Annotated in this window: 12 protein-coding genes and 4 pseudogenes; 8 read left to right on the plus strand and 8 right to left on the minus strand. The window is 66.4% G+C overall.

Going from position 1 to position 17,196, the window contains the following annotated elements:
* A pseudogene (locus tag AB0P07_RS36240) lies at nucleotides 1–94 on the minus strand (Na+/H+ antiporter NhaA); the annotation flags it as partial.
* Nucleotides 95–703: 609 nt separating this feature from the next.
* On the opposite strand from AB0P07_RS36240, the gene AB0P07_RS36245 reads away from it, so the two are divergent.
* Together AB0P07_RS36245 and AB0P07_RS36250 are read left to right on the plus strand one after the other, a co-directional pair.
* A complete protein-coding gene (locus AB0P07_RS36245) occupies nucleotides 704–916 on the plus strand; it encodes a hypothetical protein (protein ID WP_365558578.1) in 213 nt (70 codons plus the stop codon).
* Nucleotides 917–956: 40 nt separating this feature from the next.
* On the plus strand, nucleotides 957–3,626 hold the full coding sequence (locus AB0P07_RS36250; RefSeq protein ID WP_365558580.1) for a Helicase associated domain protein: 2,670 nt from the start codon (nucleotides 957–959) through the stop codon (nucleotides 3,624–3,626).
* Between the two features lie 363 nt (nucleotides 3,627–3,989).
* On the opposite strand, the gene AB0P07_RS36255 is transcribed toward AB0P07_RS36250, so the two are convergent.
* Complete coding sequence (locus tag AB0P07_RS36255) at nucleotides 3,990–4,202, minus strand: helix-turn-helix domain-containing protein (RefSeq protein ID WP_365558596.1); 213 nt, start codon at nucleotides 4,200–4,202, stop codon at nucleotides 3,990–3,992.
* A gap of 536 nt (nucleotides 4,203–4,738) precedes the next feature.
* On the opposite strand from AB0P07_RS36255, the gene AB0P07_RS36260 reads away from it, so the two are divergent.
* A complete protein-coding gene (locus tag AB0P07_RS36260) occupies nucleotides 4,739–5,386 on the plus strand; it encodes a hypothetical protein (protein ID WP_365558582.1) in 648 nt (215 codons plus the stop codon).
* Nucleotides 5,387–5,703: 317 nt separating this feature from the next.
* Nucleotides 5,704–5,907, plus strand: coding sequence for a hypothetical protein (locus tag AB0P07_RS36265; protein ID WP_073938126.1), 204 nt, complete (start codon nucleotides 5,704–5,706; stop codon nucleotides 5,905–5,907).
* Between the two features lie 96 nt (nucleotides 5,908–6,003).
* On the opposite strand, the gene AB0P07_RS36270 is transcribed toward AB0P07_RS36265, so the two are convergent.
* Nucleotides 6,004–7,185 (minus strand): hypothetical protein, encoded by a 1,182-nt coding sequence (locus tag AB0P07_RS36270; protein ID WP_365558585.1) that lies wholly within the window; start codon nucleotides 7,183–7,185, stop codon nucleotides 6,004–6,006.
* Between the two features lie 495 nt (nucleotides 7,186–7,680).
* On the opposite strand from AB0P07_RS36270, the pseudogene AB0P07_RS36275 reads away from it, so the two are divergent.
* Nucleotides 7,681–7,800 (plus strand): annotated as a pseudogene (locus AB0P07_RS36275) (XRE family transcriptional regulator); the annotation flags it as partial.
* 204 nt (nucleotides 7,801–8,004) lie between these two features.
* Nucleotides 8,005–8,208: a terminal protein Tpg-like protein gene (locus AB0P07_RS36280; RefSeq protein WP_365558601.1), complete on the plus strand. Its 204-nt coding sequence runs from the start codon at nucleotides 8,005–8,007 to the stop codon at nucleotides 8,206–8,208.
* Nucleotides 8,209–8,240: 32 nt separating this feature from the next.
* On the opposite strand, the gene AB0P07_RS36285 is transcribed toward AB0P07_RS36280, so the two are convergent.
* From AB0P07_RS36285 to AB0P07_RS36295, 3 genes are all read right to left on the minus strand, one after another.
* On the minus strand, nucleotides 8,241–8,723 hold the full coding sequence (locus AB0P07_RS36285; RefSeq protein WP_365558588.1) for a hypothetical protein: 483 nt from the start codon (nucleotides 8,721–8,723) through the stop codon (nucleotides 8,241–8,243).
* A 182-nt stretch (nucleotides 8,724–8,905) separates the two neighbouring features.
* Nucleotides 8,906–10,111, minus strand: a complete 1,206-nt coding sequence (locus AB0P07_RS36290; protein ID WP_365558598.1) for an IS256 family transposase — start codon at nucleotides 10,109–10,111, stop codon at nucleotides 8,906–8,908.
* A 155-nt stretch (nucleotides 10,112–10,266) separates the two neighbouring features.
* Nucleotides 10,267–10,662: a hypothetical protein gene (locus tag AB0P07_RS36295; protein WP_365558590.1), complete on the minus strand. Its 396-nt coding sequence runs from the start codon at nucleotides 10,660–10,662 to the stop codon at nucleotides 10,267–10,269.
* Between the two features lie 159 nt (nucleotides 10,663–10,821).
* On the opposite strand from AB0P07_RS36295, the pseudogene AB0P07_RS36300 reads away from it, so the two are divergent.
* Nucleotides 10,822–12,012 (plus strand): annotated as a pseudogene (locus AB0P07_RS36300) (NF041680 family putative transposase); the annotation flags it as partial.
* Nucleotides 12,013–12,700: 688 nt separating this feature from the next.
* Nucleotides 12,701–13,699, plus strand: a complete 999-nt coding sequence (locus tag AB0P07_RS36305) for an IS481 family transposase (protein WP_365558592.1) — start codon at nucleotides 12,701–12,703, stop codon at nucleotides 13,697–13,699.
* Between the two features lie 1,026 nt (nucleotides 13,700–14,725).
* On the opposite strand, the gene AB0P07_RS36310 is transcribed toward AB0P07_RS36305, so the two are convergent.
* Both AB0P07_RS36310 and AB0P07_RS36315 read right to left on the minus strand, forming a co-directional pair.
* Nucleotides 14,726–16,840 (minus strand): RHS repeat-associated core domain-containing protein, encoded by a 2,115-nt coding sequence (locus tag AB0P07_RS36310; protein ID WP_365558594.1) that lies wholly within the window; start codon nucleotides 16,838–16,840, stop codon nucleotides 14,726–14,728.
* Nucleotides 16,841–17,007: 167 nt separating this feature from the next.
* Nucleotides 17,008–17,127 (minus strand): annotated as a pseudogene (locus AB0P07_RS36315) (hypothetical protein); the annotation flags it as partial.
* Nucleotides 17,128–17,196: the final 69 nt, after the last annotated feature.

Raw genomic sequence — 17,196 nt, forward strand, 5'->3', positions numbered from 1 at the left:
CCACCGGGAGCGCGGCGGCCTTGGGGTCCTTGAGGTCACCGGCGACGAGTTCGCGTTTGAGTTCGATGCCGGCCACGAAGAAGAAGATCGCGAGGGGTACTGCGCGTCCTGGGGACCGGCCCCGCTGCGCGGTGCCGCTAACGGGCCTTCGGCCCGGGCGGCGAGAGGGATTGATGGTTGGGGGCGGTGACCCTGCATCATGTGATGCATCATGTAACATTGGCGAAAACACAGTAGGGGTGGGGCGATGACGTTGAGTGAGAGAATCCCTGGAGGGGTTACACGTAGGGCTCAATATTTTATTGGGTGTCATGGTCACTGGACTGGTCGTAGCGATATAGAGCAGTACAGGGCTCGGTGGATGGAGCATGGGATACCCGAGGCTCAGATCGACCGGGTGGCCGCCTTCGAGACTGTCTGGGGTGGCCTGGCTCTTCCCCCTTCTCCTCACTATGACGGAGGACCTCGGACGCTCAGCGGGGACGTACCCGAGGGGCCGGACCCTGACTGGCACTTCGAAGCCGGTGCGCAGCGTACGGCTCTTCCCTACTCGTTCGTGATCGGTCCGGGTGGGGAGTTCGGGCTTCATGCCGGGAAGTGGGTGCCGTTGCACGCCAGTGTTGAGGGGTGGGTGGAGGCTCTGGCTTTGGCAGATCACGCCCGTAGGTGTGCACGCACGACCACAATGTTGACGGGTGGTGCCGTGGACGGCCTTGAGCTGGACAGGTTCGAGGCTGTGCCGGAGGTTGCCGGCCTCACGGACACCTGGTGGCGCGGCAGCGATTCGCTGGTCGCCGTCTACCGGGGCGAAGCCGAGGTCATGGACGCGCCGCAGTGCCGGACCGCCACCATCTACGCCGGACTCGACGAATGGGGACTTCGAGGACTCGACGACATCGTCAGGCCTTCGAAGTAGCCTCGCCGTCTGAAATTGCGTCCGGGAAAGGGAAGCAGGAATGCAGGGAGTCTTGCTCAGGGAACACCAGGTCGACCAGAAGGCGGCCTTCCGTAAGTGGGTGGGATTCCCTGCAAGATCATCTGTGCCTCGGCAGGGTGCCCGGGGCACGATCGTGTCCGCGACCGGATCAGGCAAGACGATCACGGCCGCCGCGTGCGCGCTGGAGTGCTTCCCGGGTGGGCGGATCCTCGTGACCGTGCCGACCCTGGACCTGCTCGTGCAGACCGCCCAGGCGTGGCGGCTGGTGGGCCACCGGGCGCCGATGGTCGCGATGTGTTCGCTGGAGAGCGATGCGGTGCTCAACTCTCTGGGCGTGCGCACCACTACGAACCCGATCCAGCTCGCTCTGTGGGCCGGGTCCGGTCCGGTCGTCGTGTTCGCCACGTACGCCTCCCTGGTCGACCGCGAGGACCCGGAGGACCCCACGGGGCAGCGGAAGGTGCGGGGGCCACTGGAGGCCGCTCTGGCGGGCGGAGAACGGCTCTACGGCCAGCAAATGAGCGGTTTCGACCTCGCCATCGTGGACGAGGCCCACTCAACCGCGGGAGAGCTTGGCAGGCCGTGGGCAGCGATCCACGACAACCAGCGGATCCCCGCCGACTTCCGGCTCTACCTCACCGCCACCCCACGCATCCTCGCCCCGCCCCGCCCACAGAGGGACGCCGGCGGCCAGGAGTTGGAGCTCGCGTCAATGGGGCAGGACTCCGCCACCTACGGGCCGTGGCTGGCCGAGCTGGATCTCTCGGAGGCGATCGAGCGCGGCATCCTCGCCGGTTTCGAGATCGACGTCCTCGAGATCCGCGACCCCTTCCCCGTCCTCGAGGAATCGGAGGAGGCGCAGCGGGGCCGGCGCCTGGCGCTGCTGCAGACCGCACTTTTGGAGCACGTGGCGGCGTACAACCTCCGTACGGTCATGACGTTCCATCAGAAGGTCGAGGAAGCCGCCGCGTTCGCAGAGAAGCTGCCGAAGACCGCGGCCGCGCTGTACGTCAATGATGTCTCGGACGACGGCCTGGTGGCCGCGGACCCGCTCCCCGCATCGTCGATCGGCGCGACCTTCTACGAGCTGGAGACCGGACGGCACGTACCACCGGACCGGGTGTGGTCGGCGTGGCTGTGCGGCGACCACACCGTCGCCGAACGACGCGAAGTCCTTCGCCAGTTCGCCAACGGCGTCGACGCGAACAATCGACGCGTGCACCGGGCGTTCCTCGCCAGCTGCCGCGTGCTCGGCGAAGGTGTCGACATCACCGGCGAACGGGGAGTCGAGGCCATCTGCTTCGCCGACACCCGCGGCTCCCAGGTCGAGGTCGTCCAGAACATCGGCCGGGCGCTCCGGCCCAACCGGGACGGCTCCACGAAGGTCGCGCGGATCATCGTGCCCGTCTTCCTCAAGCCCGGCGAAGACCCCGCCGACATGGTCGCCTCCGCCAGCTTCAAGCCGCTCGTGTCCGTCCTCCAGGGCCTGCGCTCGCATGACGAGCGCCTGGTCGAACAGCTCGCCTCCCGCGCCCTCACCAGCGGCAAGCGCAAGACCCACATCCAGCGCGACACCGAGGGCCGCACCGTCGGGACCAGCGGTGGGAGCGGAAGCGAGGACGAGGAGCAGGGCGACACCGACGCCGCTGCCGAGTCGGCCCTGCTTCGTTTCTCTTCTCCCCGGGACGCGGCAACCATCGCGGCGTTCCTGCGGACCCGGATCTACCGGCCGGAGTCGCTGGTGTGGCTGGAGGGCTACCAGGCGCTGCTGCGCTGGCGGGCGCAGAACGAGATCACCGGGCTGTACGCCGTTCCGTACGACACCGAGGCCGAGGTCGGCGCGACGAAGGCGTTCCCGCTGGGACGTTGGGTCCACCAGCAGCGGAAGGCACTGCGGGCCGGGGAGCTCGAACCGCGGCGCAAGAAGCTCCTCGACGCACCGGAAGCCGGCATGGTCTGGGAGCCGGGCGAAGAGGCGTGGGAGACCAAGCTCGCCGCGCTGCGGTCCTACCAGCGCGCCACCGGGCACCTCGCACCCCGGCAGGACGCCCTGTGGGACGACCCCGCCAACGGCAAGCCTGTCCCCATCGGTCAGCTACTGGCGAATCTCAGGCGCAAGGGCGGCCTCGGCAAGAATCCCGAACGGGCAGCGGCGCGCGCGGCGCGGCTGACCGCCATCGACCCCGACTGGAACTGCCCCTGGCCACTGGACTGGCAACGCCACTACCGCGTCCTGGCGGACCTGGTCGACGCCGACGGCAGCCTGCCCGAGATCCAGCCCGGGGTGCTGTTCGAAGGCGACGACCTGGGCAAGTGGCTCCAGCGGCAGAAGAACCCGGGCACCTGGGCGCAGCTGTCGACCGAGCAGCAGGAAGGACTGTCGAAGCTGGGCGTGCAGCCGTTTGAAGCGCCGTCTCCGGCCCCGGCGACAGCACATGCGACGAAGGGGCCGAGCAAGGCGCAGCAGGCGTTCCAGCGCGGCCTGGCAGCCCTCGCACAGTGGGTGGAACGGGAAGGTGCCCACCGCCCGGTGCCCCGCGGGCACGCCGAGGAGATCACGGTCGACGGCGAGGCGGAGCCAATGATCGTGAAGCTAGGCGTATGGGTCTCGAACACCCGCGCCAGACGCGACAAACTCACCGCCAAGCAACTCGACGCCCTGCGGGAGCTGGGGGTGGAGTGGGCGTAGCCGGTTCCGGAAACTGTCCTGGCGAATCGCTGGGCGCGTCAGGAAAAGGACCGGCTGTGGACGAGCAGAGCGAAGCCGCGAAGCAGCCCGACGAGGAGCATCGGCCAGATGGAAAAGGCCGGCACCCCGCAGAAAACCTCACGAAAGAAGGTAGCCCGCCGCAGCCCCGGCCCCACTTGAAGCTTGCTCCGTGAAGCGTGCGTAACTCGAACGCAAAGCGTACGATTCGCGTACGGAAAGCGCACGTAATCCGTAGGGCTGGGTTTGGTGCTTCAGCGTCGACACGTCCTGCCCGGGCGCGGAGCAGCATCGCTGCGTGACCTCCTGGGTGGCGCGTAAGTCGTTTCACGCGACTCCTCGCGATCAGCGTGGGTCGACCGGTGCTTCCTTGAACGACTCACGCACGTAGTCGTGTACGGCGGCTTCGGGGATGCGGAAGGATTTTCCGGAAGCGGTGCGGACAGCCGGCAGGTGCCCGCTGTGCACCAGCCGGTAGACGGCCTGCTTCGACACCCGCATGACAGAAGCGGTCTCCGCCACGGTGAGAAGGACGGGCGCGGCGGCCTGTATCGCCAGGCGCGCGGCGACGACAGTGAATGCGGCACGCAGTTCCAGCGACGTGGTTGAGTCGAGGTCGTCCCAAACCAGGAGACTGAGGGCTTCCACGGCCTCGGGCAGAGCTTCCAGCGCTTCAGGCCCTTCGTGGACACGAAGGCGATCCACGGCACGCGCAGCCTCTGCAGGCCTGCGTCGTCACTGGTCAGGTAGCCAAGCGCGGTGAGGATGTCGGTGACGGCCTGCTCTGTCACGGGTCCGGTTCCGTGCACGACGGTGTTGCGCAGATGCGTGATGGTGCGGATGGCCTTGGCGGTGCTCTGCGGGGTCCGCTCCCTGAGGCGCCGTGCTGCGTCAGTGCCCAGCGATGACGCGTTGAGCAGCGCGTTGAACTCGTCGTCCCGGCTGGTCATCGCGGTCCCCCTCCTGTTCTGCTTCGCTTTGGTTCTCCAGCGGTACATCAGGCCTTCGACGGCCCGGACGGTCGTGGCGTCCACCAGCTCCCGGATCTCCTCCTGTGAGTAGCCGTCCAGCGTCAGGGCCACGACCGCCTTGAGATGCGGATCGGTGATCTCTCCGAGTTCGTCCAGGACTCTCAGGTTGCCCAGGACTTCCTCGGCAACGCTGATCGTGCTGACGGGCGGGCTGTAGAGCTCCTTCTCTCGGCGCAGGGCGCGGTGCTGCCGGGTTTCGCTGGTCCGGTGCCGGCGGAACTCATTGGGGAAGTCGTACGCACACGCCCCCATGAAGTAGGTAGTGATGCTTGCTCCGCCCTCAGGAGTCCATCCCTTGTCGACCAGGGCCTGCTGACGAAAGCGCGGCAGAGCCCGGGCGATGGTCATCGTGGCCAGTTCCTCGCGCAGGTCGCTGTCGGTGGCGAGGTCTTCCAGGTCCAGTTCGTGCGGGTTGAGGCCGAATACGCGCTGGGCGACCAGTTCGAAGATGTAGCCGGAGTGCATCCAGCCGCGCAGGACAGAGATCCCGTAGCGGACGAGCTCCTCCACGAACCGGTCGTAGAGGGGGCCCTGGAAGCCGTCCTGCTCGAGCATAGCCACCAGGCGCCCGTCGGCCAGCCTGCGGTCGATGCTCACCTGCTCCCGGCGGGCCTCCTTGGTCTGGCGGCCGTTCATGGCGCGCAGGTCCTGCGAGGTGACGGGGGCGCCGAGCAGGCGTCGGGCGTCAGGCCGGCCGTCTTCAGGTTGTAGGTTGCGGGCGCGCGCGGCCGCGACCTCCTCGCCCGCGCCGTCGCCCTGCATGCCCTCCCCTTCCGGTTGTCGTCCACGCCCCCTTTAGCTGTGCAAGGGGACCGCTCGCCACCAACCGCGCCAGCCCAGTCGCAAGCTCCCGGGCCGCCGCGGCCGGCACCGAGACGACCCCTTGTAAGTGCGCCCCCCACGGCCACCCCACGGACTTTTCCAAGATTCTTTCGCAGCCATGGGAAGCCTGGTAATCAGGCCGTGGGGTGGAGCTCGGACGGACACTTACGAGCGGGCGTCACATCATCAACCTCTGGGGAGAAATAGTGAGTTCGCCCGTACCGACGCCGCAAGGGCCGGCCCCGTTCCTGACGATCCACACGGCCGTCGTCCTTCTGATCGCGGTCGTCATCGGCCTGATCGTCGGAGGGCTCACCTTCCTCAGCGGCGGTGCCGTAGCTGCTGCCGTTCTGGCCGGACTGACCGCAGCCGGTGTCAGCGTCCCCGGGCTCCGCTCACTCATCGGGTGAGTCCAGTCACGGTCTTCATGGATCTTCCGAAGGAAGACACCGCGGAGCGGCTTCCTGTCGGGCTTCAGGACGGGGGCTGATCCGCGGTTTCCCGCCTCACCGGGGGATGATCAGATCGGTGAGCTGCCCTGGTGTTGGCATCCGCCCGCGGTTGACAACGACTGCGACGAAGAGGACCACCACCGGCAGTAGAGGGATGAGGGCAGCATCGGGCAGCCCGAGGACGGCCGCGCCGGCCATCACCAGCACGACCGTGAGCCCCACCACGACTGCCCGCAAACGCTCCCTCGGTGCGGCCGGAGTGACGCCTGCGAGTTGGTCTGCGTCGAGAAGGTCATCGACACGGCCCTCGGCGTAGCGTTCGGCGATGGTCAGGAGCATCACAGTGAGGTCTTCCAGGGCGCGGTCCGGCTTGGAGTCCTGCTGCGCTTCGGCCCGCCGTAGCGCGCCCACCACCAGGGCGGCATGGGCCTTGAACTGCCGCTCGTTGTGCCGTCTGGCCCTGGCGCGTCGGGTGCGGTGAGCCCTCCAGATAACGTGCTCCACCGGCTGCACGGATACGCGCGGGATCTGGCAGTCCGGCTGGGTTTCCTCCCAGCGCCGCAGAACCGTGGCGCACTGGGCGGCGACCGTCAGCAGGGCAACGACCGGCCAACAGCGCCGGTCCTCCACGAGCACACTCTCCCTGTCCGCGCGGCCAGTGAGGACCTCCAAGTCGTAGGCGGCAAGTGTCGCGCCGCTGCCAGAGCCGGTCAGATTCACGCGCTTGATGAACCGCACCTCGGCGATCAGGATCAAGGCCGTGAGCAAGAGCGCCGACACTCTGCTGATCGTGGAGGAGTCCCAGGTAGCAACCGTCGTCGGCATGCCCGCCAAGCTGCTGAGCAGCGCCTGCATCACACCGGGGTGCGGTCCCGGGTCCGCACTCCACCGCAGATTCTCCCAGTCGGCCACATCGTCGATGTGCCCCACGATGTACAACAGGAGCACAAACCGGAGGAACTTGAACGGTCCGGCCAGAGGCCGGGCACGCCACCACCGCACGACATACCCAGGCGCCAAGCCGTGGCCGCCGACCCGGTCTCGTATTCGTGGTGGCAGCAGCAGCATCTGCGTCAGAAGCGGAGCAGCTCGACGCACCCCCGAGTCGGCACGCCCTCGCTCGAAGCGCTCCAAAGACGCCAAGCCCCAACGCTGAACTGGTCCAGGAAAGAGGAACAGCGCCATTCCGACCACGGCCAACCACGGGGTAACCGCGAAGAGGAAACCGATCAACACATGGGCAGTCTCACGCATCCCGCCGACAACGACACTCGAAACCGACGATGGCGCCGGCGCATCGCAGCGAACGTGCAACGCGTCGCACCAGTTACGGAATTAGTGTGGCCTTGTCCGGCACGACGCCCCTCTCCGACTCCGCCTGGCCGCCCCTGCCCCCTCAGGATCACCCGGCCTGGATGGATGCGGCATCCGGACAGTCCAGGCCTCCATCCGGCGGGACTTTTCGGCCTCATACCTTGATGGGACTCGATATCGAAGGACAGCACCGGGGTGTCGGCGACGTCCGCCCTGACGCGCGCCGCCAGCTTGTCGCCGGTGCTCCCAAGGGGCTCGTAGCCTGCGTCATCCGGCGCTGTCCCGAGAATGCAAAAACTGGCAGGCAGGGGCGGGCGATGCGGGAGAACTGACGCTACCGACTGTGGGGGCGCCAGCCGTGCGGGCTGATCGCTTGGGGAGGCGGACTTGGGACAGATCGAGCAGGGACTGGAGCGCGTGTTGCGCACCCGGCCCATTCCCTCAAGCACTGAGGCCCGCCTACGTTTTCTGCTGGCGAGGAACCGGGGTTCCCCCCGGAAGGTGGCCACGATGCTGGGGGTCTCGCAGCGCACCGTGCAGCGGTGGGTGACGAAGAAGCCAGGAGCGCGTCGTCCGCCGGGTCCGCTGCAGGTCCGGGCGATCGAGGAAGCGGTTCTGGCTCGGTGGCAGCCCCGGGTACGGGCCCGTCGGCGTGCCCAGGCAGAGGCGGAGGGCTTCGTCTTCCATACCCGTGCGCGATTTGGATTCGCGGCTCCTGCGGGGTCCTCGGACGATCCGCGGGTGCGGTGGATCACTCAGGACCTGCCGGGAGAGGTAGCCCGGGAGCTGTTCGCCGCTCGGGATGCCGGCGCGGGCGAGCAGCAGCAGACGGTGATACTCGCCCGTGCGCTGGGGCACGCCTACTTTCGCGAGTGGGGCCGCCGCGCCCATGGCCTGCACGTCTCCTTCAGCGACGTCGAGTTCGCCGACTTCTCGATCGGCTGAGCCTGGCCCATCGAGCGAGCACTGCAGGGCGGTCAGCGTTGCGACGGCCTGGCGCGCTTGGCCGGTATCGCTTCGCACCTCTCGGCTTCCTGCCGCTCGCGCCAGTCCCACTCCACACGGCCGACCGGGCCTTTGCGGTGAGCTGTGGGCGGCTGGGGCGGGCGCAGTCTGGCCGCCTCTGCCATGCGCAGCAGGTGCCCGCGGTCACCTGGCGCGGCGAGCAGCTCATGGTCCTCGCCGGATACCAGCCGGGGGAAGCAGGCCGCGGCCCGCAGAAAGACGCCGGCCCAGGGCGGTACGGGGTAGGCGGCGCAGCCGTCGGTGTAGCGGGCTCGGTCGTGCAGGGCGAGTGTGGCCGCGGCGTCGTCGTAGTCGCGAGGGCGTGCGGTGGCGAGTTGCTGAAGGGAGGCGCCGGTGAACAGCGCGGCGGCGACGGCCGCGGCCAGGCGAGGATGTGCGGTCGCCGCATGCAGTTGGTGGGCGACGCGCTGCGCGGTGGGCGCGGTGAGAGGCACGGGCGGTGGCCGGTGCCGCCAGGCGATCGGCGGTGGCGTGCACGGCTCGGCGCAGGGGCGGGGGCTGTCGTAGGAGACGAGGCGTTCCAGTGCCGGCAGGGTGAGCCACCGGCTGGCCGGCGCGGCGGGCTCGCCTGGGGGGGGTGTGTCCAGTAAACGGCTGATCCAGTTTCTGTAGTGGGTCAGTTGGCGGCCGGGGTGAGCCGGCCTTCGAAGGCGATCTGGAAGGCGTTCAGGGGTGCCTTCCAGCGCATGGTCCACCGCTTTCGGCCCTTGCCGGTCGGGTCCAGAGACATGAGGGCCATGTAGACGCACTTCATGGCCGCGGCCTCGTTGGGGAAGTGTCCGCGCGCCCGGACGGCCTTGCGGATGCGGGCATTGACGGACTCGATGGCGTTCGTCGAGCAGATGACCTTGCGGATCTCGACATCGAAGGAGAGGAAGGGTACGAACTCGGCCCAGGCGTTCTCCCAGAGCCGGATGACCGCCGGGTACTTCTTGCCCCAGGCTTCCTGGAACTCGCCGAACCGCTCGGACGCGGCGGCCTCGTTCGGGGCCGTGTAGACGGGCTTGAGCAGCTTGGCGATCTTGTCCCAGTCCTGGCGGGCCGCGTGCCGGAAGCTGTTCCGCAGCAGGTGAACGACACAGGTCTGGACAATCGTTCGAGGCCAGACGGCTTCCACCGCCTCGGACAGGCCCTTCAGCCCGTCACAGACCAGCATCAGGACATCGTCGACGCCCCGGTTCTTCAGGTCCGTGAACACGCTCAGCCAGTACTTCGCGCCCTCGCCGCCGTCACCGGCCCAGATCCCCAGGATGTCGCGGTGGCCCTCGGCGGTCACGGCCATGACGACGTAGATGGGGCGGTTCGCGACCTGCCCGTCCCTGATCTTCACGTTGATCGCGTCCACGAACAGCACCGGATAGACGCGGTCCAGCGGGCGGTTGGACCATTCCGCCATCCCGTCCATCACCTTGTCCGTGATCGTGGAGATCGTGGCCTTGGACACGCTCGCGCCATAGACCTCGGCCAAGTGCGCGGAGATCTCCCCGTGCGTCAGCCCCTTCGCGGACAGCGACAGCACCATCTCGTCCACTCCGGACAGGCACCGCTGCCTCTTCTTCACGATGGCCGGCTCGAACGTGCCCGCCACATCCCGGGGGATCCTGACCTCGACCGGGCCGACATCCGTCAGCACCGTCTTCGCCCGCGTTCCGTTGCGGCTGTTGCCGCTGCCCCGACCTTCGGCGTCGTGCTTGTCGTAGCCGAGGTGATCGGTGATCTCGCCTTCCAGGGCGGACTCCAGGACCCGCTTGGTCAGCTGCTGGAGCAGCCCGCCTTCCCCGGTCAGCTGCAGATCCTCGCTGCGGGCCCGGTCCACGAGCATCGCGACCAACTGCTCGTCACTCGCCGGCACGGCCGCCGCCGGCTCGCTGCCCGGTATCTGCTCGATGGTCGTGTCGCTCATCTGGCGTCTCCTTGATCATCGGATCCGCCGATCATTGAACACTCCCGAACGACAGCAGCTACTTAGCTTGTTCTTTATCTTCGGCGGTCTGCTGCTGGGTCGGGCGGCCCCATGAAGGTATCGAGCTCTTCGATGATCTTGCGGAGTTCGCGGGCTCCGCGAGACGACATTGCTCGGATCACGCCGTCGAGCAGGGCACGGGCTTCGAGCGGGTTGCCGCAGCAGTACCAGTGCACGTTGCCGAACTCGTCGTCGTGCCAGAGCTCGCGCGCGGGCTTGTGGACGTAGTCCTTCCACAAGCGCAATGCCGCGCTGATGTCCCCCGGCTGGAGGTAGTTCCGCGTGCGTTCAAGACGAACGATCTCGGACAGCGCTCGTGAGGAGAGGCGGTCGATGGCCGACCTTGAGTGTTGTGACTGGTGCCGGTCCGGGATGCTGGCCCGGATGTGTCCTGGCCGTCTACGCGGCATGGGCCTTTCGGTTGGTCGTCATGCCGTACATGGTGCCACGACCTCGAACGGTGTCTCGAACGGGTTCGCTCGCCTGGGGATTCGCCGGACGTGGGGGCGGCCTTCGTCTGATCATGTGCTCCGACCAAGGTGCACGTGACCACGACGAAGGCCGTGAGGGTGAGTCTGCTGCCTGATGTTGTCCGGAAGGAGGCGTTCGCGGAAGCGTCACGCTTCCGGGGTGAGTTCTATGAGTGCCTGACCGCGCGGCGTGACGAGCTGTTCGAGCTGACGGACGCGCTGTTGTGCGTCGAGGGGCCGGTGGTCTCGCCCGTGGGTCTGACGCTGGTGCCTGAGCATCGTCGTGGGCACGGAGCGTTGTACGGAGCTCTCAACCATGGCCGGATCGACGTCGAGCGGTTGCGGACGGTGCTGGCCGGGCTGTCGTTGCCGCGGTTCGAGGGCGGGCGTCTGGTGCTGGCGGTGGATGTGTCGCCGTGGCTGCGGTCGGACGCGCCGTGCTCGGCGGACCGGCTGTTCTGCCACGTCTATGGGCGGGCGAAGTCCGCGTCGCAGTTCATCCCGGGCTGGCCGTATTCCTTCGTCGCGGTCCTGGAGCCTGGCGCCACCTCGTGGACCGGGATCCTGGACGTGGTCCGGCTCGGGCCCGAGGACGACGCGACCGCGGTCACCGCCGCCCAGCTGAGGGCCGTGGCCGAACGGCTCATCGCCGCCGGCCAGTGGACGCCCGGAGACCCGGACATCACGATCGTTATGGACGCCGGCTACGACGTCACCCGCCTGGCGTGGGTGCTACGGGATCTGCCCGTCGAGCTGGTCGGGCGGATCCGCAGTGACCGGGTGATGCGTCTGCCGAAGCCCTCGCTCAAGGAGTACTCCCTGGCCTATCCCCAGGGCGGGCGACCGCCGAAGCACGGCAAAGAGTTCCGCTTCGCCAAGCCCGAGACCTGGCCCGAGGCGGCGATCACCACGGCCACCGACACCGCCAACTACGGAAAAGCCGAGGTGCAGGCATGGGACCGGGTCCACCCGAGGCTGACCCACCGCTCGGCCTGGCTGGAGCACGACGGCGAACTCCCCATCGTCGAGGGCACTCTGGTCCGTCTGAAGGTTGAGCATCTTTCGAAGGACAGGGAGGCCCCGCCGGTGTGGTTGTGGTCCTCGAAGACCGGCGCCGCCCCGGCGGACGTGGACCTGTGGTGGCAGGTGTTCCTCAGGAGATTCGACCTGGAGCACACATTCCGGTTCGGGAAACAGACGCTCGGCTGGACCACCCCGAAAATCCGTACTCCCGAGGCCGCGGACCGCTGGACCTGGCTCCTGGTCGTCGCCCATACCCAGCTCCGCCTCGTCACTGTTCTCCACAGGATCTGTACGAAGCCAAGCCTCGATCCTTCGGCCCGCCTCACCACTTGTACCCTTAAAGCAATCAATAAGAGACCCTCCGAATACAAACGCAGAGACACTGCGATCTTCATCGAGAGTCACCTCAAGCGTGCCGTCATCACCGACCACTGCACCACGGATCAGGTTCTTCGGAATGCAATAGGTACTCAGAGGATTAACCACCAGAAGCACATTGCCCCGCAGTACAATTTTGCAGTTGGCGACTCTTCCGCAGACACCCGCTAGAGCAAAATATATCGGTATACCTTGCCAGCCGGTCCGAAATCCATTCACTGAAGTTACTCTCCATACCGCCACAAGCATTCCAACGGCGAGACCTGCAATTACGATACCGCAGATGAAGGGCCAGGACCGGCGCCGAAGCACAAGCTGATTCATGAAGAATAGCCTATTCTTTCTCACCCTGACCATTCAACGGCACCAGACTGACGAAGTCATCTTCAGCACCCTGCAGCCACCCCGGGATTCGCAGCCCCCTACCACATCCGCCCCAATCATTCGGTCCCGCCTAGGTGTTCTGTCCGGGGAGGTTGTGAACGGTGAGACAGGTCTTGGCTGAGGGATCTTGAACGGGTGAGGGCCTTCCGGTTCGGTGTGGATTGCGACGTCTACACCAACCAGAAAGGCCCTCGTGTCCCACCGTAATGCACCCCTGACCGAGACCGGACGCCTGCGCCTGGCCCGCTGCGTGGTCGAGGACGGCTGGCCCCTGCGCCGGGCCGCCGAACGCTTCCAGGTCTCGCCCACCACCGCCCAGCGGTGGGCCGACCGCTACCGCCGCCTGGGGGAAGCCGGCATGGCCGACCGCTCCAGCCGCCCACGCACGAGCCCGGGCCGCACACCGACCCGTACCGAGCGGCGGATCATCAAGGTCCGTCTGCTGCGCCGGTGGGGACCGGCCCGCATCGCGCACTTCCTGCGCCTGGTGCCCTCGACCGTGCACCGCGTCCTTGCCCGCTACCGCCTGGCCCGCCTGTCCCACCTGGACCGGGCCACGGGCCGCGTGGTGCGCCGCTACGAACGCGCCAGGCCCGGCGAACTGGTCCACGTCGACATCAAGAAGCTGGGCAACATCCCCGACGGCGGCGGGCACAAGGTCCACGGCAGGGCCCGGGGCGGCCGCAACAGCTCCGCGCACCGCGACCCCGCCCGGCCCCGCGCCGTCCACGGCCGCCCCAACCTCGGCTACAGCTACCTGCACACCGCCGTCGACGACCACTCCCGCCTCGCCTACAGCGAGATCCACGCGGACGAGAAGAAGCAGACCGCCACCGCCTTCTGGACCCGGGCCCACACCTTCTTCACCCAGGCCGGGATCACCGTCGAACGGGTACTGACCGACAACGGCTCCTGCTACCGCTCACGCGACTGGCGCGATGCCCTGGCAGCGGCCGGGATCGCACACAAACGAACCCGGCCCTACCGGCCCCAGACCAACGGCAAGGTCGAACGCTTCAACCGCACCCTGCTGGACGAGTGGGCCTACGCCCGCCCCTACCGGTCAGAAGCCGAGCGACGAGAAGCATTCCCGCAATGGCTGCACACCTACAATCACCACCGCGGACACACCGCGCTGAAAGGGCAACCACCCGCCAGCCGCGTCCCCAACCTCACAGGGCAATACAGCTAGGGCGGGGCCGAATTTCGCAGGCTTCCAGGTGCGTGCACATGGTCGCCGAAGTTAGCACCAGGCCACTCGGCACGGTTCAAACCATCTGGCCGACGCCGATCGTTCAGGAGTCAACGTCCGAGCTTATCGCGTTCCGTCGGAGGGCAACTGTCTCCCAGACCACAGGATAGATGGAAAGCACTAAAAAGAGGGCAACCGTCAGAATAGCCATTTTCCTGACATCGCGACGACCGTCAGTATTAAAAAGTCCGCCATGCCGCGAAAGTTCTTCATGAGCGCCAAACCGAGCAGGATGAACGGCACGGCAATCAGGATTGAATATATTAGATTCACTTCACCCCCAGGACAAAGGAACTGAAACGCCTCATGGGGGTCCTACCCCGGACCCGAGATCAGGGAGGCAGCCTGGTGGCCGTCTCCCTGATCGCGCCTGTTCCTCGCGTCAGGTGAGACCCTTCCGAATCTCGACCACCAAGCTGACCAGACACAGGAACGCTATAACTCCGGCGGCGAACCGTATTGACCTCGGAGTGCCCCTTTCGGTAGGCCCGGGGACCACATCCATCAGGAACAAGAAAATCCGATCCGCCATCTCTGCGATGTTGAAAACGATGACTAGCCCCAGAGGGAACAAGACCCCTGAGACGACAAGCCACCCGACGCTCATCTCGGAAGGGCCACGCCCTGCAAATTCAATCACGTCGACCTGATCCACCCCATACCAATCATCCACTCGGACATATCACCAGTTCGACTAATTTCACCGACACCGACGAGCGTACCCATGGGGGTCCGCCCGCAGAGATTGCGGCGGACCCCCATTTAATCCTTGCTTAGGTCAGTGCATTGCCCGTCGCTCAGCTAGCCCGGCCATTACGCCTTAGTGCGCCGCCCAAGCCTACTGCGTAAATCACTGGAAGTATGATATCGAGAGGACCAGGAAGATACGAGCACGCGACGAACACGGCGAGCACCGAGACTACACCAAGTAGCCAAATACTCCAATGCCATCCCCCGACCCGCTGCCTACTTTCCATTTACATCCTTCCTCATTTTAATCACGGTGCGCTCCAATTTCCAGAGAGATACGCGCGTCCGAAGACCACTGACCATGGAATTGAACTTTGGTCCAGCGTACCTTGCACCGACGCCTCCCCCTGCCCCAGTTGAGACCGTTTGGACACCGAAACTGGTCCAGTTCCAGTTATCAGTCCCGGCATTCGAGACGACATAAGTACTCGCACCTACAGTCAGCCCCACCGCGACGCCGCAGACAATGCTGGCCGCACATCCCGCCCCCGCAACGAACCCTCCGACTACAAGGCCAGCGTTCGCATAGTCTCGCCAGTGATCGGATACGTGATCGCTCACTGCCGAAACTACCTTGCCGCCGCTGTTGTCCCATGCAGCACGGAAGTCCCCCTTCATGATATTTTCGAAGATTCCGTCCTTCTTATGCTTCTCGGCCTGCTCCGCCTTGCGCGCCGCCTCATCCACGTCGTCCTGCAGCTTTTTGTAGTAGCTGGAGTTGTAGTATCTGCTGTAGCTCCTGTTGAGCTTCGAGAGTTTGTTCCTGTATTTCTGAGTGGTGTGGCCCCTAGTGTCGCGGTAGCCCCACTTCTGATAGGCGTGCTTCATGGACTGGGTGTTGCCAAAGCCGAGGCCGGTGAAGTCGTCTGCGAGCATTTTGCCGTCTGGGTCGGATGCGGTGACGGGGCGGCTGTTGGCGTAGGTGTAGGCGTTCATCTGGAGGGGGTCGTCGATGTTGATGAGGGGGTCGACGGAGATGAAGGTGCCGAGGGTGGGGTCGTATTCGCGGGCGCCGAGGTGGGTGAGGCCGGTGGGGTCTTCGGTGCCGCTGACGAAGCCGCGGGTGCCGGGCATGGTTTCGCTGTTTTCGGAGCGGAGCTGGCCGAAGGGAAGCTGCCGGCGGCGCGTGATGGCGAGGGTTGTCATGGCGACCGCTGCCGTGGCTGTGCCCTGGTGGTCGTTGACGAGGTAGGAGAAGCCGCTGTTGGTGCGTACGGCGATGGTTTCGTCGCCGTGGGTGTAGTAGCGGACTCCCGTTTTGGCTCCGGTGGGGGTGATCTTGAGTTCGTTGTTGCCGGGGAGGGTGAGGGTCTGGGTGCCGTCGGCGTCGCGGGCGATCATGCGGTTACCGTCGGCGTCGTAGTGGTAGCTGGTGGTTTTGCCGGATTCGGTGACGGTGGCGAGGTGGCTTTCGTCGTCCCAGGTGAGGTTCTGGGTGCGGGAGCCGATGGTGCGCGTGGTGGTGTTGCCGGCGTCGTCGTAGGCGAAGGTGCTGGTCTGTCCGTTGTTCGGGCCGCCGCTGACGTTCGCGGTCTGTGCCGCGTGCGGGAGGCTGCCGCCTGGGGTGTTGTGGGTGTAGGTGGTGGTGGCGTCCGTGGTTACCGCGGGGTTGGTGCTGTGGTCGACGAGTTTGGTGCGGTTGCCGACCGTGTCGTAGGTGAAGGTCTGCCAGTAGGGGTCGGGCCCGCCGACGGTGGAGTTGGTGGGTTTGGTGGAGCAGTCGGTGGTGGTGGTCCAGGCTTCGGTCAGGCGCTGGAGGGCGTCGTTGGTGAAGCACTGGGTGTCGGTGGTCTTCTGGGCGTCCTGGCCGCTGGCGGTGGTCAGGCCGGTGATGTTGCCGACGTCGTCGTAGGCGTAGGTGATGTCGTCGATGCGTTTCGGTGCGATGTCGCGGTCGGAGGTCTGCCGGGTGAGGCGTCCGGTGAACTCGTCGTAGTCGCGGCTGAGATAAAGCTTCTTGCCGAGTGTTCCGAACTCAAGGCGGTTGACGCGGGAGAAGGCGTCGTACTGGGTGGCGTTGACGAGGGTGACGGCGCCGGCGGTGGTCTTCTGGGGCAGGTCCAGTTCACCGTAGACGGTGGTCTGGCGCTCGCTCGGGAGGTTGCCGACGGCCGGGTGTTTGATCCATTCCTGGGCGCCTGTGTAGGTGTTGTAGCCGTAGGTCCAGGAGTAGCTGCCTGCGAGGTTCCCGGCGCCGGCGGGGATGGTGACGGTGCTGGCGGTGGGCTGGTAGGCGTCGTTGTAGGCGGTGGTGGCCGTGGTGTAGGCCTGGCCGTCGACGTATCGGTGCTGCTGGTCAGCTGGCCCTTGGCGACGGTGTCGTAGGTCCACTCTGCCAGCAGGGTGTTTCCCTTCTTCAGGGTGCGCTGTCGGCCGAGGTCGTCGTAGCCGTTGGTGAGGGTGACGCCGCGGGCGTCAGTGACCGTGGTGGCGCGGCCGAGGGTGTCGTAGGTGGTGTGGGTCTTGCCCTTGTCGGGGTCGTCGGCGTCGGTCTTCTGGCCGCGGGCGTCGAAGGTGTAGGTCCAGGTGTTGCCGGCCGGGTCGGTGACGGTGTCCGGCTCGTCGTACTTGCCGTAGGTGTAGTGGGTGGTCTGAGGCTGATCCCTTGGAGTGGACACCCTGACAATGGATCTTGATGGTCCAGGAAGGGATGTCCAGGTGGGACGCCAGTCTCCGTACCCGGAGGA

It is taken from the genome of Streptomyces sp. NPDC085944 (assembly GCF_040686295.1).
GTDB lineage: Bacteria > Actinomycetota > Actinomycetes > Streptomycetales > Streptomycetaceae > Streptomyces > Streptomyces salinarius.